This window comes from Clostridium sp. Marseille-Q7071 (assembly GCF_965112025.1).
On sequence record NZ_CBCOPR010000001.1, the window covers coordinates 952,430 to 976,697 of the forward strand.

The following is a 24,268-nucleotide window of genomic DNA, read 5'->3' on the forward strand; positions in this document are numbered from 1 at the left end:
TAAAACCTAAATATTTATAAAGTTAATCATTAAAGTGTTTTATAGATTACTTATTCTTTTCTTTAATTGAACTAAAGATTTTTTTAAACTATAATAAAGTTACATAAATTATCTAAGGATGTTAGGCTAAGAGAGGTAATGTATATGGGGGATAAAGGTTTTGTACTAAAAAAATCAAATAATATTTTTAGAGATATACTATTAACAAGGAAAGAAAGAAAGATTTCTAATAGTGATAATAATGAATATATATATGGCTATAGATATATTGGTTTAAATAATGAGAGTGAATATTATAGTGAAATTATTAAGTTAAACAGTAATCTTTCAAAATTAGGAAATATATATATACATTTTGAGGATAAAATTAATATTCCATATGATTTAGAGAGAACAAATAAGATAAAAGATTGTATAAATAATGCTTCCTTAAATGGCTTTTTTGTAGATAATATTGTAGAAGCTCTGTATCGTGAAGGTATTCTTAAAATTAATAATTTTATAAATAAAAATATAAAAGAAGCTTTAATAAGATTAATTAACTTATATATGAAAAATGAAGGTAAAGTTAATTCAAGTTTAATGGTTAGTTTTATAAGTAAAATTATTTCTTGGCTCTATGAGTATATACCTAAGAGTTTTTGCTATGATATAAAAGAGCATAATCCTAAAGTCTTATATTATGGCAACATAAAGAAGCATGAAGCATATTTTTTAATATTACTTTCTTTAATTGGATATGACGTTTTATATATTAATAGTGATAACGATAATATATTTTCCTCAATAGATTATAATAATGAATTTATATTAACTATCAACAATAAAAACAGAGTTGAAGTAAAAGAAATTACATTAGAACATGGAACTGATGTAAGTAGTGATTTATATGATCAAGGGAAATCACCAAAGGTATTATTAGTGAAAAGTAAAGATATATTTAAAGATATTTTTACTACTTTAAAAGTAAGAGAAGGTTACTTACAAAATCAAGTTTATCCAATATATTTTGAAAGATATATTGGTATAGAAAATGAAAATAGTGAGATGTATTACAATAATCTATATAATTTGGATAAAAAATTAAAAGAAGAAAAATACAATTATTTAAAGTTTGAAAATAAAATTGCAGTACCATCTAATGAAGAAGCGACTAAATATATTGGAAAGATTAAGGAAAAGATAAATTTACTAGATATAAAAGATAAGAATAAAGTCATTACAGAAATAATATCTCTTAATATTTTACCTAGGAGCAATAAAGAAGAAATTAATTTAAGAATAAAAGCTAGCTTTATAGAGATATTACATTTATATCTTGATGTAGAAGAAAACTTAAATATATCCAAACTTCAAAACTTTGTAATGAAGCTTATATGTTGGATTAATAGATATTCTGTTACTTTACATAATAATTTTAATGAAGAGCATAACGGAAAAATTATATATTATGGAGAAATAAAAGCTCATGAAATATATTTTTTAATATATGCATCTCTTGTGGGCTGCGATATTGTTTATATCAGTCCTAGAGAAGAAGATGATTCACTTTATAATGTTTTGGACAAGCAAGAAAAATATACTTTTTTAACTAAGCTAGATAGCTTTACTCAACTTGAGAGTTTTCCAGTAATAGAAAGAACCATAGTAAAGGAGACAGTAGCATATAGGGCTTCTAAAGAACTTGAAGAACTATTAGGAACGGATGTTGGTTACTATAAGCCAAGACAATTAAATGAAAGTTTGACAAAATCAGTTTTATTAAAGACTACTTATGATGAAATGAAAATATTGTGGAAAGAAACCGGCAAGATAAGACCTCATTTTAAAGTGGAAAATAATATAGTTTATATACCTAATATATTTGCTAAAATAAATGGTACTCATGAAGATTTAGAGGAGTATTGGAGAGATTTCAAAGAATTGTCTTCCAATAGCAATACTTTAACAATAAATACGGTTCCTTTTACGGAAATTAGATATTCACGACAAGATAAATACTCAATTATCTATTTCTTAGATAGAGATGGATTATTAGATTTTAATAAAGTACAAAATAGTGATTTATATAGGTTTAAATATTTAAGTGATAAATTACAAAATCTAATTTTGTCTAAAATAAATGAATTAATATTATTGAATCCTTTTAATAGGGAGATGGAGAATGAATTCAAATTAAATATAATAATGACTGTTCTCAACATTAGTGATAATATTTTAAAGTTAATAGAAACTTTTGACTATACATCATATATTCCTAAGGTGATAATATATGATAATACTAAAGATTTTTTAAGTGAAGAAGATATTATAACTTTAGCATATTTAAATATTATAGGGATGGATATAGCAGTATTCACACCTACTAATTATAAAAATATAGAAATATTATTAAAAGAAAATACTTTTAAAAGTCATAACTTGCCTTCTGTTAGGCTTGATTTATCTATGCCTAATCTAGAGAAAAAAAGGGATTCCTTTATTAGTAAGTTATTTCGATTCTAAAAAGTGGAAAACATATAGGGAGGGAAGATAAATATGAAACTAAATGGAAGTACAACTTCAGAAAATACTGAGATAATTGAAGTTAAAGAATTTAATTTACAAAAGCAGAAAGAAGAGATAGCAAAAAGAGTTGAAAATTCACCAGAAATAAACAATATACTTGCTCAAATAGATACAGATAATATGCAAACGGTGGTAAAATTCGGAAATGAAACAGTGGAAAGTATATCTAAGTTTTCTGATAGAATACTTAACAATATGGAAATGGCTAAGATAGAAGACACAGGAACATTATTAAATAATTTAAATAAAATAATGGAGAAGTTTGACATAAAAGATTTTGATGAAAAAAAAGTTGGATTTTTTGAAAAAGTATTTAATAAGACTAAAAACTCAATAGAGCAATTATTTAAAAAATATCATACTATGGGTGATGAAGTTGAGAAGGTATACATATCTTTAAAAGAATATGAAAATGAAATAAATGGCTTAAACATAAGCCTTAATGAGATGTTTGAAGAAAATCTTAAGCATTATGAAAAATTAGAACAGTATATACATGCTGGAGAATTTGCAGTTGAAGAGCTTAGTACTAACATAATACCAGAGTTAGAAAGAAAAGCTGAAACAGGTGGAAATGTAGAGAAGATGGAATTGAGTAATATAATGCAAGTTAGGGAGATGATGGAGCAAAGGGTTCATGATTTAAAACTTGCAGAAAATATTGCATTGCAAACAATGCCTTCTATAAAAATGTTACAGTACAACAACTATAACCTTATCAGAAAAATAAACTCAGCCTTTATAATAACATTACCAATATTTAAGCAATGTCTTATTCAATCAATAATGTTAAAAAGGCAAGATGTACAAGCTAAAGCACTAACAGCATTAGATGAAAAAACAAATGAACTACTTATGAGAAATGCAGAAAATTTAGCAAACCAATCTAAGGTAACTGCAAGATTGGCAAGTGGTAGCTTTGTTGAAGTAGAAACCCTTGAAAAAACATGGCATACTATTGTAAATGGAATAACTGAAACTAAACAAATACAAGATGAAATAAGAGAAAAAAGAGCTATAGATAATAAAAAATTAGATGAACTAAAAAAAGAATTTAATGCAAAACAATTAACTTAGCATAAAAATAAAAAGGTTGTGAAAAGTAGAAAAAGTTTCTGCTTTTTACAACCTTTTGTTTTTAATATGATTTAATAAACTATACATACTAAATTTAAAATAAAAAAAAGAGAGTTGCCTATGCAACTCTCTTGGTCGGGGTGACAGGGATTGAACCTGCGACCTCATGGTCCCAAACCACGCGCGCTCCCATCTGCGCCACACCCCGCCGACAAAAATTATTATATTACATACCTGAATGGTTGTCAACAACTTTTAAATAAAAATTTCATAAAGAGTATAAATTTTACGTATAGAGCTTTTAAATTTATATTATTACTATGATTAAAGAGCTTTAGCTATTATTTATCATTAGTTTTCAATTATTGATTAGATAAATAATGTATATATTAATTTATAAATTAATATGATTATATAATTTTAATAATTAAATTCTTATAACTTTATATAATAAATATTAAGATAAATATTAATTTAAACTTTTAGTCATAATTTTATTATATAAAGCACTATAGAAAGCATGTAATAAGTGATATTATTTAGTTAATAATATGAATAGAAATAAAAGATTTCGAGGTGAAACTTATGAGAGATATAAAAGACCTTGTAGATATTCAAAGGAAATATTTCTATACCGGAGAAACCTTAAGTATAGACTTTAGATTTAAGCAATTGGCACTTTTAAAAGATATAATAACTAAAAACGAAGAAAAGATATTAGAAGCACTAAATAAGGACTTAAATAAGGCAAATTTTGAAGGATATGCAACAGAGTTGGGCATAGTATTAGAAGAAATTAATTATACAATAAAAAATTTAAAAAAATGGTCACGGCCCACAAAAGTTAGATCACAAATAGCTCATTTTCCTGCAAGTTGTTTTTCTTATCCTGAGCCATATGGAGTAACACTTGTTATTTCCCCATGGAATTATCCTTTTCAATTATCTATAGCACCTATGATAGGGGCTATAGCAGGAGGAAATACAGTAATATTAAAGCCATCTAATAAAAGTGTTCATGTATCTAAAATTTTAACAGAATTAATAGAACAGAATTTTAAAGAAGAATATATAGCAGTAGTAAATGGTGGTAGAGAGGAAAATACAGAACTTTTAAATCAAAAATTTGATTATATTTTTTTTACAGGAAGTGTACCTGTAGGACGTATAGTAATGGAGGCGGCAGCAAAAAACCTAACTCCTACAACTTTAGAATTAGGTGGGAAAAGTCCTTGCATAGTAGATTATGATGCAGATATAAAAGTAACAGCTAGAAGAATAGTTTGGGGAAAGTTTTTAAATGCAGGTCAAACCTGTGTAGCACCAGATTATATATATGTTCATAAGGATGTAAAAGATGCATTAATTGACTCTATGATTTACTATGTTAAAAAGTTTTATGGAGAAAACCCTAAAGAATCGAATGATTACCCAAGAATTATAGATACTGGACAATTTGATAGGTTAATAGGATATTTAGATGAGGGAAATATTGAAATTGGTGGAAGATTTGAGAGGAAAGAATTATATATCTCTCCTACAATATTAAATAATATTACTTTTAATGATAGCATTATGAAAGATGAAATTTTTGGACCTATAATGCCTATATTGGAATTTAATAGCTTAGATGAAGCAATAGATATGGTTAATAGTCGTCCTAAGCCATTGGCATTATATTTCTTTTCAAAGAATGAAAAAAGTATAGAAAAAGTATTAACTTATACCTCATCCGGTGGAGTTTGTATAAATGAAACTATAATGCATGTAGCATCACTATATCTTCCTTTTGGAGGAGTAGGAGATAGTGGAATGGGAAAATATCATGGAAGAGCCAGCTTTGATACTTTTACTCATCATAAGTCAGTGGTTAAAAAAGGATTTTCAATTGATGTCCCTTTAAGATATCCACCTTATAATGATAAAATTAAGTATATAAAGAAAATATTTAAATAAATATTAGGCATAGATGTAAGTTAACGTTCAGTCCATCCTCGTGCATCTATGCATTACTTTATTTATTAAAAATTATATTAGAATATAGTTAAAAATAATAATTAGAGGTGATGTTTATGAAATGCTTCGCTAATTATAATTTAAATATAAATAGTGATTTTGAAATAAAAAATTTTAGAGAAGATGAAAATGATATAGATTTGCTTATTTCAATAGATGATAGAACTTTAAATCTTAATATGGATAGTTACCATATAAGATCAAGAATGCAATTTACAGGGGTACAGGGGATACTTATAAGGGCATGTAAGGATAATAATAATATTGCGACTATACATTTACTAAAGGATAAAGGAATACATTCAACAATTTGTAATTTCGAGGTTGATTATATTGATTTGATTATAGAAATTAGATCTATGGAATTTTATGTTGATATGAATTTAGATATCTTAAAAAATAATTAGTGGATATTATGGTGTGTTTTATTTTAGATACTTTATAACATTAAGAATTAATTAAAATATCATATAAGTTGTAAATAAAATAAATTTTTCATATAAATAAAAGGGCAAAAGCCCTTTAAAATACACCTAATTCTATTTCAGTTTTATTTACTATTGAGGCTTTTCCACCTACTTTGATACCAATTCTTTCAAAACTTTTTTCTATTTTAACTATTATCTCACTAGGATTATCCATATAGTATCCTTGTTCACAATAAATAGTTCTATTTTTATCTTCATTAACTTTTATAATTTCATTCTTTATAAGATAAGCTCCTAACGCTCCATTAGAAGTGCCTGTTGCGCTTTCTTCATCAATTCCTGCTGCAGGACCAAAGTTCCTTGTAGAAACAGTAGAAGTATCATTTTCTGTTTCTAAAGTAAAAGCATGAACTCCAATTACCCCTAAAGAGTTACTATAGTCTGCTAATTTCTTAAAATCAGGATTGATTGATTTTAATACTTTAAGATCTTTAACTGGAAGCATTATATCTGCAAGTCCAGTAGATACTGCTTGAGGTTTTGTCTTAAAAGATTCTATAAAAATATCTTCACTTGAAATACCTAGAATATCACAAAGTTCTTTACTATCATCTATTTCAAATAAAAATTTAGGCTCTGCTTGAGTCATTAGAACGTTAGATATGTTGCTATCACTAAAATTAAGCTCTACATCTAATATACCTGCTTTAGTTTTTTGTCTTATAATTTTTTGATTCTTTCCTTCATCACAGGTTATTATTCCTAGCTTTGCTAAGGTATAGAAACTGGCGATGGTAGCGTGACCGCAAAGTTCAACTTCTTGAGTTGGTGTAAAGAATCTAACTTCAAAATCATAATCTTTTAGATTCTTAGAGTTATTGTGTTTTTTCTTATCAGCAGTAGGAATTATAAAAGCTGTTTCAGATAGACCTACTTCTTTTGCAATAATTTGCATTTCTAAAGTGTTAAGCATAGAAGCATCTACAACCACACCTGCACCATTGCCCCCTTTATTATCTTTAGTAAAAGCATTTACTATATAAACTAATATTCCCATGTTTAAATTCCTCCTAAGTTTGTTTAGGTATCTGAAATAAAATAACTAGTTATTTTTTTGAAGATGCCTCAAGAAACATTTCCCCTATTCTATATACATCTCCTGCACCAATAGTTAAAATAAGATCTCCGTCATGTGCATTATTTTTTAAATAACTAACTATTTCATCAAAGTTATGAAAGTTTTTAGCATTGACACTTTTATTTCTAAGGGCATCTCCTAACTTTAATGAGCTAACTACTCCGGTATCTTTTTCGCGAGCAGCATATATATCTGCAAGTAGTAATTCATTAACACCATCAAAGCATTCTACAAAATCATTAAATAGTGCAATTGTTCTAGTGTAGGTATGGGGCTGAAATATAGCAAATAATTTATTATGAGGATAATTTTTAGATGCCTCTAATGTTGCTTTTATTTCTGTTGGATGATGTGCATAATCATCAATAACAGTTATATTATTTTTTTTACCCTTAAATTCAAATCTTCTATGAGTGCCTTTAAAGTTAAATAATCCTTCTACTATAGATTTTTCACAAATATTAAGTGCTAATCCAGTACATATAGCAGATAAGGCATTTAAAACATTATGCTTACCAGGTACATTCAAACTAATTTTAAATAACATTTTATCATCCTTACAAAAATCAAAGCTGCCACAACCTAAAACATTATAATTAATATTTTTAGCTCTATATTGTCCATTGTGTATACCAAAGGTAAGTATATTACACTTAGCATTTTCAATAACATCTAAACAATCAGTATCATCAGCATTAACTATTACATAACCATCATTAGGAATGATATTTACAAATTTCTTAAAAGTATCCTTTATGTGATTTAAATCTTTATAGTAATCTAAATGATCCTCATCTATATTTAAAATTACTCCTATATGAGGAAAGAACTTTAAGAATGAAGCTTTATATTCACAGGCTTCTGTTATGAAATAGTCACTACTTCCTGCAAGTACATTTCCACCTATTACGTCAAGCTCTCCCCCTACCAATATAGTAGGATCTAAATTTTCCTCCAATACAATGTGAGAAACCATTGATGTAGTCGTAGTTTTTCCATGGGTACCTGAAACAGCTATACCATACTTATGACCTTTCATAAGGTAGCCTAAAAATTCTGCCCTATCCATTATTTGAATTTTGTCCTGCTTTGCTTTCAGAAGTTCAGGATTTTCAGGAGATATAGCAGCAGTATAAACTACTAAATCTACATCTTTTATATTATTTTCATTATGTTCTATATACACTTCTGCTCCATCTTTTTTCAATTTTTCAGTAATATTAGAGCATTTCATATCTGAACCAGAAACCTTATATCCATTCTTTATAAGTATTTCTGCAAGACCACTCATGCTTATTCCACCTATACCTATAAAGTGTATTTTTTTATTTCTATCTCTTAAAAAATCAAAAGACATATTAACAACTCCTTAATATTAATGCATACATACTATAGATTATTATTAATATTTTAATAGGCAACCCTTATATATAGATAAATTGCTTAAAAAGTTAATATATAACTAACTTCTAAGTTATTAAACTTTTTAATTCCTATAAAAGAGACTTAACAATAATTTCTGTTGACTATAGTCAATGTTTAATTAGAATTTACCTATAAAATATTCTCATCTTTAATTATATACAAAAAAACACTAAAAAAATACAAGAAATAATATAGGCACTAATTATTACTTATAAAAAGCATATTTTAAACTTAATTAATGTTATTGTGAAATACATACAAAAATATTTGAAAAACTTACAATAATATTATAAATATTACTTTAAAATGCATACCTAATTAATTAGAAGAAAATATTTTAAGGTGGGATAAGATATGTGTAATGAGATAAATGATGTAGTATTAAGAGTTAAAAATGGAGAGATCAAAGAAATTGAATATATAATAAATAAACTAAATCCATTTCTACATAAATGTTGCAATGCTATATATATTAATGGATATGATAAAGATGATTTACTGCAACTAGGAAGAATTAGCATATTGAAAGCCATAGATAAATATGAGGTAGGCAAAGGCGAGTTTATTCCATACGCTATGAGAAGTATAAAAAATAATTTTAATTATTTAATAAGGAGCAAAATTAAATCAAATTATGAAGTTAGCCTAAATACTCCTATAGGAGAAGGTATAATACTTCAAGATAAATTAACTTATGAAGATAGATTTATTGACAATTATATTAATGATGAAACTAGAAGATATCTTTATGAATTTGTTGATATGCTTACAGCTGAACATAAGGAACTTATATACTATGTTTATCTAGATAAAAAAGGAAATCTAAAGGAATATTCAGAGTATAAAAATATGAAATATATGACAATAGTTAAAAGAAGGGAAGTAGCTATAAAAAGATTAAAAGATATGTTTAGAAAAAAAGGATATATAATTAAATAAACAATACTTGTATAAATAATAAATAAAAAGCAGTGAAGAAGTTTGATATAACTTATCAGGGGTTGATGTTAAATTAACTATTTTGCTTCTCTGCTTTTTCCAAATATTAAGTATAATTGCTATTTAATTCTAATTAGAATTTTTTATTTCTTTTTCAAAAATTAGCTCAAAATAAGGCGAAAGCCCATACTTTCCTGTAGAAGGTGCAAATATTTGAATTAATCTCCAACTTTCTTTTAGATGATCTTCAATTATTTTATGATAATCTTCTGCTGAATCTTGAGATAATAAACCTGCTTTTAAGCCAAATTTCACAAACTTAGATTCATACATAAATATAAGAATCCTTCTAAAACAATAAGAGCTAACCATTTATATAGTATAATATACAATATAATGAGTTGGAAATCAATACTTTATTCATAAAATTTATGAAATATTTATACAATTTGTAGATGATTAAAATATAATAATAAAATAGTGATAACAAATATTAAAGTATGACTTTCTATGACAAAAAAAGTCGATAGAAAATTTAAAATATTCTAAAAAATTACTTCCATTAGTAGAAAAAGTATGTTAAACTTTAAACATAAAGTGTTAATTATTTAACCAGATGCATATAATGTAATGTACGTGCATAATATTAGAATTTTACTTAGGTTTTTTAGACATAGTACAGATTTTCATTAATTATATAAATATATAAAAAATATAACCGTTTGGTTAAGGTATGGAGAGGTGTGTTAATATGTTAACAAAAATCAATTCTGAATATCTTATATGGCAATTAAAGAGTAAAAGAAGAGATGATAGGAAGGCAATTGATGATTGTGATAGAATTGCAGAAGGTGTAGATTTAGAGTATGCATATTGGCAATTTGATACCCAATAATAATTAGTAAGCCTTTTGTATAAATTTATAAATAAAGCAATAATTTTTAAAATTAATCTACTATTTATTAGCCAAATCTTGTTTTAAATAATATAAATAATTTTCAAAATATTAGGGATGTTGAAAGTTAAATTTTGGGGCGAATAGCCCTACTTTTTTTACTTTGGTAATTTAAATTTCTCATAAATATAGTAATAAATTAGGAACTAAAAAATCGTGATTTTTAATCACGATTTTTTTCTCTTATAGTATTATCTATAGCTTTTTCTTCAATTATCTTATGGTTAGATGCTGTAAAACGATTTGTCCCCCATACGCCTAAAATTATTAATATAGCACCAATTACATGATATACTCTGAAATTTTCTCCTAAGAATACCACTCCAGCTATTATGGATACTATAGTACAAAGATTCTCAAATACAGCAACCCTTGCAGCTTCCATCTTAGACAGTGTGTAGTTTATTAAGAAGAAACCCATTATTGATGCAAAAATAGATAGGAAAATTATTGTAAATATAAACTCTTTATGTAGAAAAGGGGTTATAAATGCAGTTAAATCCCCCTTAATTAAACATTCTATAAAAGCAATTATAGTGAATACGAATCCACCTATTCCCATCATAAAATATGTAGTTTCTGTAGGAGTATATCTTACTGAAAATTTCCTTGAAAGTATAGTAAAAGCTGTTTGTGATAATATAGCACCAATCAAAAGTAATATTCCTACTAAACTACCACTTCCACTATCTGTTGCACCAAAAATTACTATTATAATAACTCCTACTATAGAGGTTAATATAAATCCATACTGTGCTTTAGTAGGCTTTTCTTTTAAGAAATAAGCTGAACTTAAAGCAACAGATATAGGAATTAATGAGGAAATTGTTCCTGCTATAGAGCTAGGAATACTTTTTAATGCATAAGTTTCAAGAGCAAAGTATAGAATTGGCTGCATAAATCCTACCAATATTAAAGGTAATAAATTTTTATTTTTAAAATTTACTTTTAATATCTTAAAAATTACTAATATAGACATTACAATAAATGCTATAGAAAATCTAATAGATAAAAGAAGAAAGGGTGAAGTATACCTTAAAGCTATAGATATAAACATAAAAGTTAGTCCAAATAATAGTGCATAAGCCATGCCGGCAAATATTGGCATGGCTTTTTTCTTATTAATCATAATACCATCCCCCTTTACTACTTAATTTTATCATTTAAAATCATAGTATTAAAGAGGAACAATGAAACATGGCGATTAATCCTTAAAGGAATTAATTCTTTGAGGATTGATTTCTTTAAGAGCTTTAACTAATAACTGTATTGATAATCTTTAGTAGTGAATAATTTTATCCTTGATTATTATTGTTTTGCCCAAATTTATTTGTTCCCCATACTCCTATGAGTATTAATATAGCACCTATTATTTGGAATAATTTAAAGCTTTCACCTAGAAAAATAACTCCCGCAATTATTGATACTACAGTAGATAAATTAGAAAAAACTGATGCCTTAGTAGCTTCCATTTTAGATAGTGTAAAGTTAACTAAAAAGAAACCAATTATTGAAGCCATTATTCCTAAAAACAGTAATGATAATAGAAAGTCTAAATTATAAAAAGGTAAGAAAAATTTATTTAACGTACCTTGAGATAATCCTTCTACTAAGGCAATTAGAGTAAAAGCAAAAAAAGCAATTCCCATCATAAAATATGTGGTTTCAGCAGGTGTAAAGGTAGTAGAGAGCTTTCGAGATAATAAATTAAATATAGTTGCAGAAATAACAGCTCCAAATAAAAGAACTATACCTATAAGATTTCCACTAGTACTATTTTGACTACCTAAAACTACTATAATAATAACGCCCACTATTGAGGCTAATATAAAGCCATACTGGGTTTTAGTAGGTTTTTCTTTTAAAAAATAACTTGAACTTATAGCTACCGATATAGGAATTAGTGCAATTAGCGTACCAGCTACTGAAGTAGCTGTATTTTTTATGGCGTAAGTTTCAAAAATAAAATATAAAATGGGTTGCATAAGTCCTAATAAAAATAAGGTTTTTAAATCTTTATTCTTAAAATTTATTTTTATAATTTTAAAAAATACAAGAATAGACATTACAATAAAAGCAATTCCAAATCTCATAGATAAAAGTGCAAAAGGAGAAGTGAATCTAAGAGCAATGGAACTGAACATAAAAGTAAGTCCAAATAGGGTAGAATATATAATTCCAGAGATTATAGGAATTACTTTATTTTTATTATTCATATTTTTTCCTCCTAAGTAAGTTATATCATCGAAATAAAATATAACATAATTAATATAATTATTTAAGTAAAAATCTTTATTTTAATTTGAAAAATATATAAGCGGAAAAGTTAATTAATATTAAAATATATTGGAAAACATATGGTAAGAATGGTCGTTGTAAAAACTATATAAAGTGATACAATTTAAATATAAAGAAAATTTTGAAAAAAGGGGGAGAATTTATGAATCCTACAGTAATATATATTGCTGGGATAATATTAGCTTCAATTAATGGCTATTTAGCAATTAAGAAAATATTTATTGATAACACCCTCAGTGAAAAAGGAATAAAGAATGTGGTACTTATATTATGTATAGCACTATCATTATACTGTTCAATAATGGCTGTAATTTACAGCAATGCATGTATTAGCAATTTAGATATATATAATGAAGGAGTTAAAAGCGGTGCTTTAACAGTAAAAGAGCTTGCAGAAATTAATGATACAATAAAAACGTTAGGTGAATATAATTTAAAAGCTATTGTAATAGGATATTTAGGATTAATATCTAGCTATTTATTATTAAAGAATATTAAAAAAGAAATAATTAAAAACTTAAATTCACCTAAAAAAAGGTGGAGTTGGGATAAAATAAAAAATTAAATAAGAATTTTATTTAAAAAACTCTTAAATCTTGGATTTAGGAGTTTTTTAGTAAAAATAAAAAAAAAATTAGAAAAATATTGCATTGCGAACAAATGTTCGATATAATGAGTATATAAATGATCTATGTTAAATTTAGGGGGAAAAAAATGAGTAGTAATCAAATGTTTATAGAGTTAAATTATGAAAATGGAGAAGAACTACCTTTAGAAATTAGCTTTAAAAATGATGTATATAATAATAAATATATACTTTGTAGGGGGATATTGAATAAAAAAAACTCTAAAATAGTTTTTAAAATGAGAAACATAGATGAGACAAATGAATTTTTACAAAAGAATACAATGATTAATAAATTTAAATGTTAGTAAATATGGAAGATATGAGATAACATTTGTTCATAAAAATAATTATAGAGTAATCATCAATCCTTTCGTTCACATGCTCTTTCAACTTATCTTCCATATTTTATATATCAATAATTTATAATAAAAATTATTGGAAAACTTCTCAGATATACTGAGAAGTTTTTTGCTTTATATACAAATAGGCAATAAAAAGATTAGATATTATAATTATTATTTGTGGCTAGAAGATTTAGGTTTTTTTATTATTTTATCTATGAGACCAGAACCATACCCCATAGGACAAACCTGACACCAACTTCTAGGCTTATATATTATTCCTAAAATAACACCTAAGACTAATGAAGACATCATAAGTCTAAACAATCCAAACCCTATTGAATTTATATTTCCACCGGATTTAATCATGGTAATAGTAAACATTATCAACATGAAGCTTAAAATAATATTTTTTACAGTTTTTGTTTTAAATTTACTAGGTAAGTTGTTTTGTAAGGATATATGGCTTAAAAAATTTTGAAGTAATGATCCTCTAGGACAATAATGGGAACAGTGAACTTTCCCCTGCTTTCTAAGAACAAAAAAAAGCGGCATTCCCATACAAACAAAACCTAAAAGCCCAAATCTTATGTCATAGATTGATAGAGTTATGAATAGTACCATAAATATCCATGACCACTTCTGATAGGATTTTCTTTTTTTCATTTAACAAACCTCCGATTACATTAATTGAATATTTTAGATTGGAAATTTTAAAAACTACTTACAACTTTTAGTTATTTTTATAATTTATAATATCTATATATTCAAATATTACAATACCGTGATTAATAAGTCAATAAAACTTGTAATTCAGTATAGTATATATTATATATAGATAAACTATCTTAAAAATTAATGTATAGCCCAATATAGTTACACTCTTGAGTATTTCAATTCATAGCATTGTGAATTCAATAGCTATAATCAGAGGAGTAAAAAACAAGTACTTTTATAAATAAAGTAATTTTAGAATTAATATATCTATAGTTGTTTAAAATCTATGATTATTGACAATCATATTACTATATCGTAATATCCTCATATAGGCTAAAATAAATGGATTTTGGAAAGGTCGTTGATTAAATGAATAAGCAAGAGATAGAATTATTTACTGAAAATGCAGAGTTATTGAAAGCATTAGCACATCCTGTTAGACTTTGTATTGTTAAAGGACTATTAGAAAATGGTGAACGTAATGTAACTTGTATGCAAAATTGCTTAGAACTTCCTCAGTCTACGGTCTCTCAACATCTTCAAAAATTAAGATCAGCAGGAATAATTAAGGGAAATAGAGAAGGTCTTGAGGTTAGTTACTATATTTGTGATGAGAGAGTTAAAGAGCTTATTTCTATTTTATTTAAATAAATTTAAAAAGGTAGAGTAGCGTATAAGTAAATTCAAATCAGAAATTAATATGATTTTATGACATGATATTTTAATTTATGATACACATAAAAAATTCATAATTATATATATTCATCACTATAAATTAAGAGATTAATAATTGATTATTTTCTTAAGATTGTATTGTTCTTATCTATCTATATTAAAAAAATGTATTTTGAAGTTATTCTATAATTTTTTATAGAATGAAACCGCTGTTTACTTTCCCGAAAGTTTAATTAAATAGAATAATATAGTATTAATAATTATAATAAAAGTAATGAATATTGAACAAAATAGAAATGAACATTTTAAATGTAAATCAGCAATTGTAATATACACGAAAAACATTTAAAATTATAATTATGAATATTTGCGAATAAATATATAAAATAATTCGTAGAAAGGTAAGTTTAATATGGGAAAGAGTGCAGACAAGTTTAGTAGAAATCAAAGAGTTGTAGCTATAACTAAAACATTAACTGAATCGCCGAATAAGGTAATAAATTTAAATAGATTTACAGAAATTTTTAACGCTGCTAAATCAACAGTAAGTGAAGATATAGTTATTGTAAGGGAAACATTAGAACAATTATCTATGGGGAGAGTTGAATCTGTTTCAGGAGCAGCAGGAGGAATAAAATTTATAACAGATATATCTGATAAAGATAGACTGAAGTTTAGTGAAGAACTTTGTGAAGTCATAAGAGAAGAAGATAGAGTAATGATAGGAGATTTTTTATATGTAACAGATCTTATGTATAATCCTAACATTATAAGTACAGCAGGAAGAATTTTAGCTTCAATTTTTAGTAATTTAGATATTGATTATGTTGTTACTATAGAAACTAAAGGGATTCCTCTAGCTTATGAAGTTGCAAAAGCCTTAGGTGTCCAACTTGTTACTGTAAGACATAGAAATAAAGTTACTGAAGGTGCAACAGTTAATATTAATTATATTTCTGGTTCAAGTAATAGAATTCAAACTATGTCATTATCTCGTAAATCTATGAAAAGAAATAGTAAATGCTTATTTATAGATGATTTTATGAGAGGTGGGGGAACAGCTAAGGGAATACAAGAACTTTTAACAGAATTTAATAGTGAGCTTTTAGGTTGTGGCATATTGGTAGATAATACTTTCGAAACAAAAGAAAAGCTCATTGGAGATTATATAGCTATAGTAGATTTTGATGGCATTGGTGAAGACGGAAGAGCTATAGTTAAGCCTTCTCTAAGAATAGATTTGAAAAAACAGTAGTTGTAATTGCCACAAATTTTTTTTGAATTAATTGTTAAATAAGTTGTAATATACAAAATTATTAGAATTTTAGAAGGAAAAATAAAAAATATGGAGAATAATAGACCTATAGCACATCTTGGAGGTGGAATTCATGCAAATTACAGATGTTAGAATTAGAAAAATCGCTACAGAGGGTAAAATGAAAGCTATAGTTTCTATAACTTTAGATAATGAATTTGTTGTTCATGATATAAAAGTTATAGAGGGCCAAAATGGTCATTTTATTGCTATGCCTAGCAGAAGAACACCAGATGGTGAATTCAAGGATATAGCACACCCAATTAATACGGAAACTAGAGAAAAAATACAAAAGGCTATTCTTGATGAGTATGAAAAGGTTAAGAATGAAGAGCCTGTAGTTGATGAAATAGCAGAGTAGCGAAAAAGCTTAAGCTTTTTTATTAAATAAAAAGGAGATTAATCTCCTTTTTATTTTTGTGTGAAAATTTAAATAAGAATTACTTTTATTGCAAACCATTACCATATGAAATATAATTAATAAGTGTATCAATAAAAGTGTATTTGTAGTAAAATAAATATGACTTTCATATAAAGAGGTGTTAAATTTGTATAAATGTGCTATCATATTAGCCGCTGGAGAAGGGAAAAGAATGAATTCTCATATTCCAAAGGTGCTTCATAAGGTTTGTGGAAAAGAAATGATAAATCATGTTATCGATACATTAAGAAGTTGTAATATAGAAAATGTGAATGTGGTAATTGGTAAAGGTGCAGAAAAAGTTAAAAAAGGCACAGAATCAAGAAATATTTCTTACTCAGTACAAGAGGTACAACTTGGGACGGGACACGCTGTAATGTGTGCTGAAGAATTTCTAAAAGATAAAACTGGAACAGTGGCTATATTTGTTGGAGATGGTCCGTTAATCACGGAAAATACAGTTAATAGTTTAATGAATTATCATGAGCAAGGTGAATTTAGTGCGACTATATTAACATCCATCATGAATGATCCAGCTAAATATGGTAGAATAATAAGAGATGAAAAAGGACAAGTAGAAAAAATTGTTGAATTTAAAGATTGCAATGAAGACGAAGTTAAAGTCCAAGAAATAAACTCAGGCATGTATTGTTTTGATATACAGGCATTACTTTGCACGCTTTCAAAATTAAATAATAATAATAACCAAGGTGAATATTATTTAACTGATGTTATTGAGATACTTAAAAAAGAGAATAAGAAGGTTGGAGCTATTAATGTGCCAACAGAAGAGATTACAGCAGTAAATTCTAAATTTGAGCTTTCAATAGTAGAAAATATAATGAAAAATAGAATTAATAAAAAACACATGGAAAATGGAGTTATATTAATTGATCCAACTAATACATATATAAACTGTGATGTGGAGATAGGTATAGATACTGTTATATATCCTAACAATGTAATAGAGGGAAAGACTATTATTAAAGACAACTGTACAATATATCCAGGATGTAGAATTGAAGATAGTATAATAAAGTCTAATGTTACTATTCAAAGTTCTGTAATTTTAGAAAGTACAGTAGGAGAAGAAACTACAGTAGGCCCTTTTGCATATATTCGTCCTCAAACTACAGTAGGAAATAAAGTTAAAGTAGGAGACTTCGTAGAACTTAAAAAGTCAACTATAGGAGATGGAACAAAAATATCTCACTTAACTTATATAGGGGATGCAGAAGTAGGGGAAAAATGTAATTTTGGTTGCGGAACGGTAGTTGTTAACTATGATGGTGTTAATAAACATAAAACTATAGTGGGAGATAACTCCTTTATAGGATGTAACTCGAATTTAATTGCACCAGTTGAAGTTGAAGAAAATACATACATTGCCGCAGGTTCAACTATCACTAAAAAGGTACCAAAAAACTCATTAGCAATAGCTAGAGCAAGACAAGAAAATAAAGAAAATTGGGTTAAAAATAGAATACATAAGAAATAATAAAATATAGGAGGACTACATAATGATACCACATGGAAAAAATATTAAAATTTTTACAGGTAATTCCTATCCTGAATTAGCAGAAGATATAGCTAATGTATTAGGACTTAAAGTTGGAGACTCACAAGTTGGAAGCTTTAGTGATGGAGAAATTTCTGTAAACATAGCTGAAACTGTTAGAGGAATAGATGTGTTTGTAATTCAACCAACAAGCGCACCAGTAAATGACAACTTGATGGAGCTTTTAATAATGATAGATGCATTGAAGAGAGCTTCGGCTGGAAGAATAACAGCGGTTATGCCTTATTATGGTTATGCTAGACAAGATAGAAAAGCAAAGGCTAGAGATCCAATTACAGCAAAATTAGTTGCAGACTTAATTACAGCTGCAGGTGCTGATAGAGTACTAACTATGGATTTACATGCAGCTCAAATTCAAGGATATTTTAATATTCCAGTTGATAACTTAATGGGAGCTCCAATACTTGCAAAATACTTTATAGAAAATGGATTTAAGGATGTTGACGATGTAGTTGTAGTTTCTCCAGACTTAGGAAGTGTAAGTCGTGCTAGAAAATTTGCTGATAGATTAAACGCTCCAATAGCTATAATTGATAAAAGAAGACCTAAAGCTAATGTTTCAGAGGTTATGAACATAATAGGAGAAATTAAAGATAAAAAAGTTATATTGATAGACGATATGATAGATACAGCAGGAACAATCTGTAATGGTGCTAATGCTTTAGTTGAAAGAGGAGCTAAAGAAGTTTACGCTTGTTGTTCACACGCAGTTTTATCAGGTCCTGCTATAGAGAGAATACAAGCTTCTGCTATAAAAGAATTAGTAATGCTAGATACAATTCAATTACAGGAAGAAAAACAAATAGAAAAGATAAAAATATTATCAGTAGCTCCAATATTTGCGGAAGCTATTAAAAGAATATACGAAGATATATCAGTTAGTAAGCTATTTGATTAATATAATAAAAAAGCGTTGTCATTTATTCGACAACGCATTTTTTTAATTTAAGAATTTTAGTATATATTTTATAAAATGTTTATGTAAAATTATGAAGAAAATCAAGATAATTACTGTAATAAATTGTAAAATATAAGAATTATCAAAATAATTTTTAAATAATTTGTAACAAATCTTAATTTTATACTAACTAAGCATTATAATGGATGTATACTTATATTTAATTATAAGTAGTTTAGGTTTCTGAAATAAAATAGCTAGTCAAATAGACTAGAATACTGACTAACTATTTTGAAGACAAGATTAACTTTTTAGGAGGGGTATTTATGGAAGGCTCTATTGCAAAAGTTTTGGTGGTAGATGATGACAAAAACATCTGCGAAGTAATAAAAATGTACTTAGAAAGTTCGGGATATTCTATAAAAATAGCTAATGATGGTAAAGAGGCTCAGGAAGTATTTTTAAATTTTAAACCTGATTTGGTTATTTTAGATGTTATGCTACCATATGTTGACGGTATTGATGTTTTAAAATGGATAAGGAAAGACAGTGAAACTCCTGTTATTATGGTTACTGCTAAAGGTGAAACCTTTGATAAAGTTTTAGGGTTAGAGCTTGGAGCAGATGACTACATTGTAAAGCCTTTTGAACCTAAGGAGTTAATAGCTAGAGTTAAGGCAGTTTTAAGAAGATATACCATGGAAACAGAAAACAAAGAAACCATTAGTTATGATAGTTTAGTTATAGATGCTAATTCTTATAGTGTGGTTTATAGGAATGAAGAAGTGAAAATGCCACCGAAGGAATTTGAATTATTATATTATCTTGCTAGCAATAAGAATAGGGTTTTTACAAGAGAACAATTATTATGTGAGGTATGGGGATATGATTATCCTGGTGATTCAAGAACTGTGGACGTACACATTAAAAGATTAAGGGAAAAAATAGAAGGTGGCATAAATTGGCAAATAGAAACAGTTTGGGGTGTAGGATATAAGTTTGAGGTGAAATAATGATAAAAAGCAACCTATTTTCAAAAATGGTGCTTATATATACTGTTATAATATTTTTGAGCTTAACTATAATTGCCACATTTTTATCAGTGTGGTTTAATGATTATTTTATTAACGGCAAGAAAAATCAAGTATTAACACAAACAGAATTTATTCAAGGTTTGGCATCTAATTACATAGATGGAAAATTAACCTATGAAGAGCTAGATAATTCTTTAAAATTTGTTGGTGAATATTTCTATGAGAACATATATTTAATTAATGGACGAGGCTATGTCTTTGCAACTACTTCAGATAATAAAGATGTCTTAGTAGGAAAACAAGTATTTGTTGATGAACTAAATAGCATTCAAGATCTTTCAGAAGATGGATATTTAAAGAAAATAGATAGAAGAAGTGATTTATTTAGTAAAGATACCTATGTTTTGGGACAACAGATAAAAGATGTTAATGGAGATATAAAGGGAGGAATAATAGTAGAACTTTCTATGTCCTACGTGAAAGAATCCCTTGGGAAAATATATAGAATTATATGGCTGTCAACTGCACTTATAATGATATTATCTATGTCTATTATTTATCTTTTTACAGATAAAATAGTGATAAAACCACTTCAAAAAATGAGTTTAGTGGCAAGAAAAATAGCTAATGGTGATGTAGCAAAAAGAGTAGAAATAAATACTAATGATGAAATAGGACAGTTTGCAAAGGCTTTTAATTCTATGGCAGATTCCTTAGAAAAGGTAGAGAAAAATAGAAAAGAATTTATTTCTAATGTTTCTCATGATATTAGATCTCCAATTACTTCAATAAACGGATTTATAAGAGGAATTTTAGATGGAGTAGTACCGAAAGAAAAAGAAAAAGAATATTTAACTGTTGCTTATGAAGAAACTCAAAGATTAACAAGATTAGTTAATGATCTTTTGGATATGTCTGCTATAGAAGAAGGAAGAATAAGATTAGCACTTAGAAAAATTGACATTAATGAAGTTATAAGGCTAAGTATTTTAAAGAATGAAGCTAAAATAAAAGAAAAGAGAATAAAAGTTGAAGTATATTTTGACTCAGATGAACTTTTAGTCTACGGAGATCCAGATAGAATTTTTCAAGTTGTGATGAATCTGTTAGATAACGCTATAAAATATTCAAATGAAGGTGCATTAATTACCTTATCTTCTAATGAGAGAGGAAAGAAAGCATATATTTCTGTTTCTAATACAGGTTCACATATCGACGAAGAAAGTTTGAAAACTATTTGGGAAAGGTTTTATAAAGGTGATAAATCTAGAACTAATAGAGTAAGTTCTGGATTAGGTCTTTCAATAGTTAAAAAGATATTAACTATGCTGGATGAAGAAATTTGGGCTGAAAATATAGAAGATGGAGTTAAATTCACTTTTACTTTAACATTAGCTTAATATTTATATAATTGAGAATTGACTATTGACAATGGACAATTGTGGATATTTCTCAGTTATCACTGAGAAATTTAGAATTTATTCTGTAGTAGCGAACAGTGTTCGCCATATAACTAGCAATTATATTGCTAGTCAAAAAAATATTCAAAGAAATTATTTTGTCTAAAAATAATTTCAACCTTAATTGTCAATTTTCCATTTTCCATTGTTAATTGCTTAAGGAGGTGAAGCTATGTGGATGATCAACCTATTATAAAGGAAACTTCCCCAATAAATATTGGAGGGGACATAGTTTTTAAAAAGACTAAAAATAAGAAAAAGCCTAGATACAAAATTTTTCTTAATATAATTTTTTATATAATAATAGCTTCACTTTCAGGAGCTATTACTGCAAAAATTTTAGTTGATAAAGAGCTAGCTAAAATTACTATTGATGGCAACGGAAAATCTGTGTTTTTAAATACAAAAGAAAAAAGAGAGGCTATGTCTGAAATTGCTAATAAGGTCTCAGCTTCTGTGGTATCGATAAGTAAAATAGTTTATGGTAAGAACGTAGAAATAGAAAGTGGAGCAGGCACCATAATAAGAGAAGACGGATACATAGTAACAAATCAACGTATAGTGTATAAAGCTGATGAAATTAAGGTTAAGCTGTCCAATAATAAGGTGTATGTTGGACAAGTTGTAGGATCAGATCCAGTTTTAGATATTGCAGTAATCAAAATAGATGAAGTTGGACTACCAGCGGTTATTATAGGAGACAGTTCAAAAGTTAAAATGGATGATGAAGTGATTTCTATTGGTAATCCTAATGCTAATGCTTTTCAAGGGGCTATATCTTATGGAGTAGTGGAAAATGCGAATCAAAGAATTTCAGCTACAGATAGACAAACAAGGCAGCCTGTTTCATACAATGCCATAAGGACTGACATTGAAATATTTGCAGGAAACACTGGAGGACCACTTTGCAATTTAAATGGTGAAATGATAGGCATAAACAATAATATATTGAGTTATACAGAGAAAGCTACAAAATCAGGTTTTGCAATAGCTATAGAAGACGCTAAACCTATAATAGATATCTTGATGAAAAGGGGAAATACATTAAAGCTTGGATTAGGAATATATGGTGATAAGGCAATTCCTAAAAATGGTGTAGATGGAGTGTCAGGAGTATATGTTAGAGATGTATTAAAGGATAGTGAGGCTTATAAAGCTGGAATAAGGCCTACAGACATAATTACTTCTATAAATGATATAAATATTACAGAGGTTGAGGATATAAGCAGAGCTCTGAGAACCTCACAAGAAGGCCATATTGCAGTTTGTAAGGTATGGAGAAATGGAGAATATCAATTTATAAATGTAAAATTAGCTTATTATAGAATGCTATCTTAAAAAATTAAATTAATAATATAAAATATATACAATATTTTAAAGAAAATACAAGAGCTATATTAGCTCTTGTATTTTTAATATAATAAAAAGTTATCTAAAGTTCAATTTATATATAGCTTGCAAGAAAATTAATAATTAAAATCACAAAAAATTATTAGAGATAAGAATCTAAGTTATTTCTAGATAGATTAAATTTTAGGCTTAATTCTTGCATAGTATTTACATATAAGGTAAATATATATAATGTAAAATTATACAAAAGTATATTTTAATATATTCTTATAGGATTTCCAGTTTTTTTGTAGTAATATGTTTTTGTAGTATTATAATATAGAACAGTATTTTGTACTTTGATTTTTATATCTTTAATTTAGTATAATATAAATACTGTATAACTAGCGGATGAATTTTGGAGGTATCAAATGTATTTAATAGTAGGATTAGGTAATCCAGGGGATAAATATGATAAGACAAGACATAATGTAGGCTTTGATATAATAGACTTATTTGCACAAAAGTATAATATTTCTATTAATAGGATAAAATTTAAAGGTATATATGGTGAGACAACAATAAATGGAGAAAAGGTAATAGTGTTAAAACCTCAAACTTTTATGAATTTAAGTGGGGAAAGCGTTAGAGAAGTATGTGATTTTTATAAAATTCCTAATAATAATATCATAGTTGTTTATGATGATATAAGTCTTGATATCGGCACTGTAAGAATTAGGCAAAAAGGTAGTGCGGGGGGACATAATGGAATTAAAAATATAATTTCACATCTTTCAACAGAAGCTTTTCCAAGAATTAAGATAGGGGTTGGACAACCAAAATATGATTTAGTAGATCATGTTTTAGGAAAATTTTCAAAAGAAGAAAGAGAACTATTAGAAAAAACCTTTGAACCAAGTGTTCAAGCTATAGAAACTATAATAACTAATGGAATTGCTGAAGCTATGAATAAGTTTAATGGTATTAAAGCCTAGCTATTGCTAGGTTTATAACTATTTACAGAAAA

The 24,268-nt window shown here is 26.9% G+C and carries 23 protein-coding genes and 1 tRNA gene; 17 read left to right on the plus strand and 7 right to left on the minus strand.

All coding sequences use genetic code 11. The features are described from left to right. The first annotated feature begins 144 nt into the window (after positions 1 to 144). Together ACWPW7_RS04425 and ACWPW7_RS04430 are read left to right on the plus strand one after the other, a co-directional pair. Positions 145 to 2,505, plus strand: coding sequence for a YceG family protein (locus tag ACWPW7_RS04425; protein ID WP_454052551.1), 2,361 nt, complete (start codon positions 145 to 147; stop codon positions 2,503 to 2,505). Positions 2,506 to 2,538: 33 nt separating this feature from the next. After that, positions 2,539 to 3,645 carry a toxic anion resistance protein gene (locus tag ACWPW7_RS04430; protein ID WP_454052552.1) on the plus strand — a complete coding sequence of 369 codons (1,107 nt, stop codon included), beginning with the start codon at positions 2,539 to 2,541 and terminating at the stop codon, positions 3,643 to 3,645. 132 nt (positions 3,646 to 3,777) lie between these two features. Here ACWPW7_RS04430 and ACWPW7_RS04435 read toward each other — a convergent pair. After that, positions 3,778 to 3,853 (minus strand) — tRNA-Pro (locus ACWPW7_RS04435). Between the two features lie 377 nt (positions 3,854 to 4,230). Between ACWPW7_RS04435 and ACWPW7_RS04440 the strand changes: the two genes are divergently transcribed. Both ACWPW7_RS04440 and ACWPW7_RS04445 read left to right on the plus strand, forming a co-directional pair. Beyond that, entirely contained in the window at positions 4,231 to 5,601 is a 1,371-nt protein-coding gene (locus ACWPW7_RS04440; protein ID WP_454052553.1) for an aldehyde dehydrogenase, read from the plus strand. 116 nt (positions 5,602 to 5,717) lie between these two features. Continuing rightward, positions 5,718 to 6,068, plus strand: a complete 351-nt coding sequence (locus ACWPW7_RS04445; RefSeq protein ID WP_454052554.1) for a hypothetical protein — start codon at positions 5,718 to 5,720, stop codon at positions 6,066 to 6,068. A 115-nt stretch (positions 6,069 to 6,183) separates the two neighbouring features. Here the strand turns inward: ACWPW7_RS04445 and ACWPW7_RS04450 are convergent, their stop codons facing one another. Further along, the gene (locus ACWPW7_RS04450; protein ID WP_454052555.1) at positions 6,184 to 7,146 is read right to left on the minus strand and encodes a PhzF family phenazine biosynthesis protein; all 963 of its coding nucleotides are present in this window, start codon (positions 7,144 to 7,146) and stop codon (positions 6,184 to 6,186) included. 49 nt (positions 7,147 to 7,195) lie between these two features. Continuing rightward, positions 7,196 to 8,584: a UDP-N-acetylmuramate--L-alanine ligase gene (murC, locus tag ACWPW7_RS04455; protein ID WP_454052556.1), complete on the minus strand. Its 1,389-nt coding sequence runs from the start codon at positions 8,582 to 8,584 to the stop codon at positions 7,196 to 7,198. A 422-nt stretch (positions 8,585 to 9,006) separates the two neighbouring features. On the opposite strand from murC, the gene ACWPW7_RS04460 reads away from it, so the two are divergent. Continuing rightward, on the plus strand, positions 9,007 to 9,591 hold the full coding sequence (locus tag ACWPW7_RS04460; protein WP_454052557.1) for a sigma-70 family RNA polymerase sigma factor: 585 nt from the start codon (positions 9,007 to 9,009) through the stop codon (positions 9,589 to 9,591). 129 nt (positions 9,592 to 9,720) lie between these two features. Here the strand turns inward: ACWPW7_RS04460 and ACWPW7_RS04465 are convergent, their stop codons facing one another. After that, positions 9,721 to 9,924 carry a DUF4177 domain-containing protein gene (locus ACWPW7_RS04465; protein WP_454052558.1) on the minus strand — a complete coding sequence of 68 codons (204 nt, stop codon included), beginning with the start codon at positions 9,922 to 9,924 and terminating at the stop codon, positions 9,721 to 9,723. Between the two features lie 418 nt (positions 9,925 to 10,342). Between ACWPW7_RS04465 and ACWPW7_RS04470 the strand changes: the two genes are divergently transcribed. Continuing rightward, complete coding sequence (locus tag ACWPW7_RS04470; protein ID WP_291564735.1) at positions 10,343 to 10,486, plus strand: hypothetical protein; 144 nt, start codon at positions 10,343 to 10,345, stop codon at positions 10,484 to 10,486. Positions 10,487 to 10,709: 223 nt separating this feature from the next. Here ACWPW7_RS04470 and ACWPW7_RS04475 read toward each other — a convergent pair whose 3' ends face one another. Then, positions 10,710 to 11,675 carry a DMT family transporter gene (locus ACWPW7_RS04475; RefSeq protein WP_291564736.1) on the minus strand — a complete coding sequence of 322 codons (966 nt, stop codon included), beginning with the start codon at positions 11,673 to 11,675 and terminating at the stop codon, positions 10,710 to 10,712. Positions 11,676 to 11,841: 166 nt separating this feature from the next. Further along, positions 11,842 to 12,762, minus strand: coding sequence for a DMT family transporter (locus tag ACWPW7_RS04480; protein WP_454052559.1), 921 nt, complete (start codon positions 12,760 to 12,762; stop codon positions 11,842 to 11,844). A 224-nt stretch (positions 12,763 to 12,986) separates the two neighbouring features. Between ACWPW7_RS04480 and ACWPW7_RS04485 the strand changes: the two genes are divergently transcribed. Together ACWPW7_RS04485 and ACWPW7_RS04490 are read left to right on the plus strand one after the other, a co-directional pair. Further along, positions 12,987 to 13,409 carry a hypothetical protein gene (locus tag ACWPW7_RS04485; protein ID WP_454052560.1) on the plus strand — a complete coding sequence of 141 codons (423 nt, stop codon included), beginning with the start codon at positions 12,987 to 12,989 and terminating at the stop codon, positions 13,407 to 13,409. A gap of 149 nt (positions 13,410 to 13,558) precedes the next feature. Next, on the plus strand, positions 13,559 to 13,777 hold the full coding sequence (locus ACWPW7_RS04490) for a hypothetical protein (protein WP_291564744.1): 219 nt from the start codon (positions 13,559 to 13,561) through the stop codon (positions 13,775 to 13,777). A 210-nt stretch (positions 13,778 to 13,987) separates the two neighbouring features. Here the strand turns inward: ACWPW7_RS04490 and ACWPW7_RS04495 are convergent, their stop codons facing one another. Continuing rightward, positions 13,988 to 14,479 (minus strand): 4Fe-4S binding protein, encoded by a 492-nt coding sequence (locus ACWPW7_RS04495; RefSeq protein ID WP_312579466.1) that lies wholly within the window; start codon positions 14,477 to 14,479, stop codon positions 13,988 to 13,990. A gap of 420 nt (positions 14,480 to 14,899) precedes the next feature. Between ACWPW7_RS04495 and ACWPW7_RS04500 the strand changes: the two genes are divergently transcribed. The 9 genes from ACWPW7_RS04500 (at position 14,900) to pth (ending at position 24,236) form a co-directional block, all read left to right on the plus strand. Then, the gene (locus ACWPW7_RS04500; RefSeq protein WP_291564750.1) at positions 14,900 to 15,181 is read left to right on the plus strand and encodes an ArsR/SmtB family transcription factor; all 282 of its coding nucleotides are present in this window, start codon (positions 14,900 to 14,902) and stop codon (positions 15,179 to 15,181) included. A 436-nt stretch (positions 15,182 to 15,617) separates the two neighbouring features. Further along, a complete protein-coding gene (purR, locus tag ACWPW7_RS04505) occupies positions 15,618 to 16,460 on the plus strand; it encodes a pur operon repressor (protein ID WP_454052561.1) in 843 nt (280 codons plus the stop codon). A 133-nt stretch (positions 16,461 to 16,593) separates the two neighbouring features. Then, positions 16,594 to 16,881, plus strand: coding sequence for a septation regulator SpoVG (gene spoVG / locus ACWPW7_RS04510; protein ID WP_039634355.1), 288 nt, complete (start codon positions 16,594 to 16,596; stop codon positions 16,879 to 16,881). A gap of 187 nt (positions 16,882 to 17,068) precedes the next feature. Beyond that, positions 17,069 to 18,439 carry a bifunctional UDP-N-acetylglucosamine diphosphorylase/glucosamine-1-phosphate N-acetyltransferase GlmU gene (gene glmU, locus ACWPW7_RS04515; RefSeq protein WP_291564756.1) on the plus strand — a complete coding sequence of 457 codons (1,371 nt, stop codon included), beginning with the start codon at positions 17,069 to 17,071 and terminating at the stop codon, positions 18,437 to 18,439. Positions 18,440 to 18,461: 22 nt separating this feature from the next. Continuing rightward, positions 18,462 to 19,418 carry a ribose-phosphate diphosphokinase gene (locus ACWPW7_RS04520; RefSeq protein ID WP_291564758.1) on the plus strand — a complete coding sequence of 319 codons (957 nt, stop codon included), beginning with the start codon at positions 18,462 to 18,464 and terminating at the stop codon, positions 19,416 to 19,418. Positions 19,419 to 19,744: 326 nt separating this feature from the next. After that, entirely contained in the window at positions 19,745 to 20,431 is a 687-nt protein-coding gene (locus tag ACWPW7_RS04525) for a response regulator transcription factor (protein ID WP_039634361.1), read from the plus strand. Next, positions 20,431 to 21,852 (plus strand): sensor histidine kinase, encoded by a 1,422-nt coding sequence (locus tag ACWPW7_RS04530; protein ID WP_454052562.1) that lies wholly within the window; start codon positions 20,431 to 20,433, stop codon positions 21,850 to 21,852. Before ACWPW7_RS04525 ends, ACWPW7_RS04530 begins: the two co-directional genes overlap by 1 nt. 234 nt (positions 21,853 to 22,086) lie before the next feature. Next, positions 22,087 to 23,250 carry a S1C family serine protease gene (locus tag ACWPW7_RS04535; protein ID WP_454052563.1) on the plus strand — a complete coding sequence of 388 codons (1,164 nt, stop codon included), beginning with the start codon at positions 22,087 to 22,089 and terminating at the stop codon, positions 23,248 to 23,250. A 422-nt stretch (positions 23,251 to 23,672) separates the two neighbouring features. Continuing rightward, positions 23,673 to 24,236, plus strand: coding sequence for an aminoacyl-tRNA hydrolase (gene pth / locus ACWPW7_RS04540; RefSeq protein ID WP_454052564.1), 564 nt, complete (start codon positions 23,673 to 23,675; stop codon positions 24,234 to 24,236). Positions 24,237 to 24,268: the final 32 nt, after the last annotated feature.

Excerpts from the sequence above, each read along its gene's own strand:
- purR (WP_454052561.1), top strand. The coding sequence starts at position 15,618 with ATGGGAAAGAGTGCAGACAAGTTTAGTAGAAATCAAAGAGTTGTAGCT.
- ACWPW7_RS04485 (WP_454052560.1), top strand. The coding sequence starts at position 12,987 with ATGAATCCTACAGTAATATATATTGCTGGGATAATATTAGCTTCAATT.
- ACWPW7_RS04470 (WP_291564735.1), top strand. The coding sequence starts at position 10,343 with ATGTTAACAAAAATCAATTCTGAATATCTTATATGGCAATTAAAGAGT.
- ACWPW7_RS04490 (WP_291564744.1), top strand. The coding sequence starts at position 13,559 with ATGAGTAGTAATCAAATGTTTATAGAGTTAAATTATGAAAATGGAGAA.
- ACWPW7_RS04425 (WP_454052551.1), top strand. The coding sequence starts at position 145 with ATGGGGGATAAAGGTTTTGTACTAAAAAAATCAAATAATATTTTTAGA.
- ACWPW7_RS04440 (WP_454052553.1), top strand. The coding sequence starts at position 4,231 with ATGAGAGATATAAAAGACCTTGTAGATATTCAAAGGAAATATTTCTAT.
- ACWPW7_RS04430 (WP_454052552.1), top strand. The coding sequence starts at position 2,539 with ATGAAACTAAATGGAAGTACAACTTCAGAAAATACTGAGATAATTGAA.
- ACWPW7_RS04530 (WP_454052562.1), top strand. The coding sequence starts at position 20,431 with ATGATAAAAAGCAACCTATTTTCAAAAATGGTGCTTATATATACTGTT.
- ACWPW7_RS04445 (WP_454052554.1), top strand. The coding sequence starts at position 5,718 with ATGAAATGCTTCGCTAATTATAATTTAAATATAAATAGTGATTTTGAA.
- ACWPW7_RS04500 (WP_291564750.1), top strand. The coding sequence starts at position 14,900 with ATGAATAAGCAAGAGATAGAATTATTTACTGAAAATGCAGAGTTATTG.
- pth (WP_454052564.1), top strand. The coding sequence starts at position 23,673 with ATGTATTTAATAGTAGGATTAGGTAATCCAGGGGATAAATATGATAAG.
- ACWPW7_RS04460 (WP_454052557.1), top strand. The coding sequence starts at position 9,007 with ATGTGTAATGAGATAAATGATGTAGTATTAAGAGTTAAAAATGGAGAG.
- ACWPW7_RS04495 (WP_312579466.1), bottom strand. The coding sequence starts at position 14,479 with ATGAAAAAAAGAAAATCCTATCAGAAGTGGTCATGGATATTTATGGTA.
- ACWPW7_RS04480 (WP_454052559.1), bottom strand. The coding sequence starts at position 12,762 with ATGAATAATAAAAATAAAGTAATTCCTATAATCTCTGGAATTATATAT.
- ACWPW7_RS04465 (WP_454052558.1), bottom strand. The coding sequence starts at position 9,924 with ATGTATGAATCTAAGTTTGTGAAATTTGGCTTAAAAGCAGGTTTATTA.
- ACWPW7_RS04450 (WP_454052555.1), bottom strand. The coding sequence starts at position 7,146 with ATGGGAATATTAGTTTATATAGTAAATGCTTTTACTAAAGATAATAAA.
- ACWPW7_RS04520 (WP_291564758.1), top strand. The coding sequence starts at position 18,462 with ATGATACCACATGGAAAAAATATTAAAATTTTTACAGGTAATTCCTAT.
- murC (WP_454052556.1), bottom strand. The coding sequence starts at position 8,584 with ATGTCTTTTGATTTTTTAAGAGATAGAAATAAAAAAATACACTTTATA.
- ACWPW7_RS04525 (WP_039634361.1), top strand. The coding sequence starts at position 19,745 with ATGGAAGGCTCTATTGCAAAAGTTTTGGTGGTAGATGATGACAAAAAC.
- ACWPW7_RS04475 (WP_291564736.1), bottom strand. The coding sequence starts at position 11,675 with ATGATTAATAAGAAAAAAGCCATGCCAATATTTGCCGGCATGGCTTAT.
- spoVG (WP_039634355.1), top strand. The coding sequence starts at position 16,594 with ATGCAAATTACAGATGTTAGAATTAGAAAAATCGCTACAGAGGGTAAA.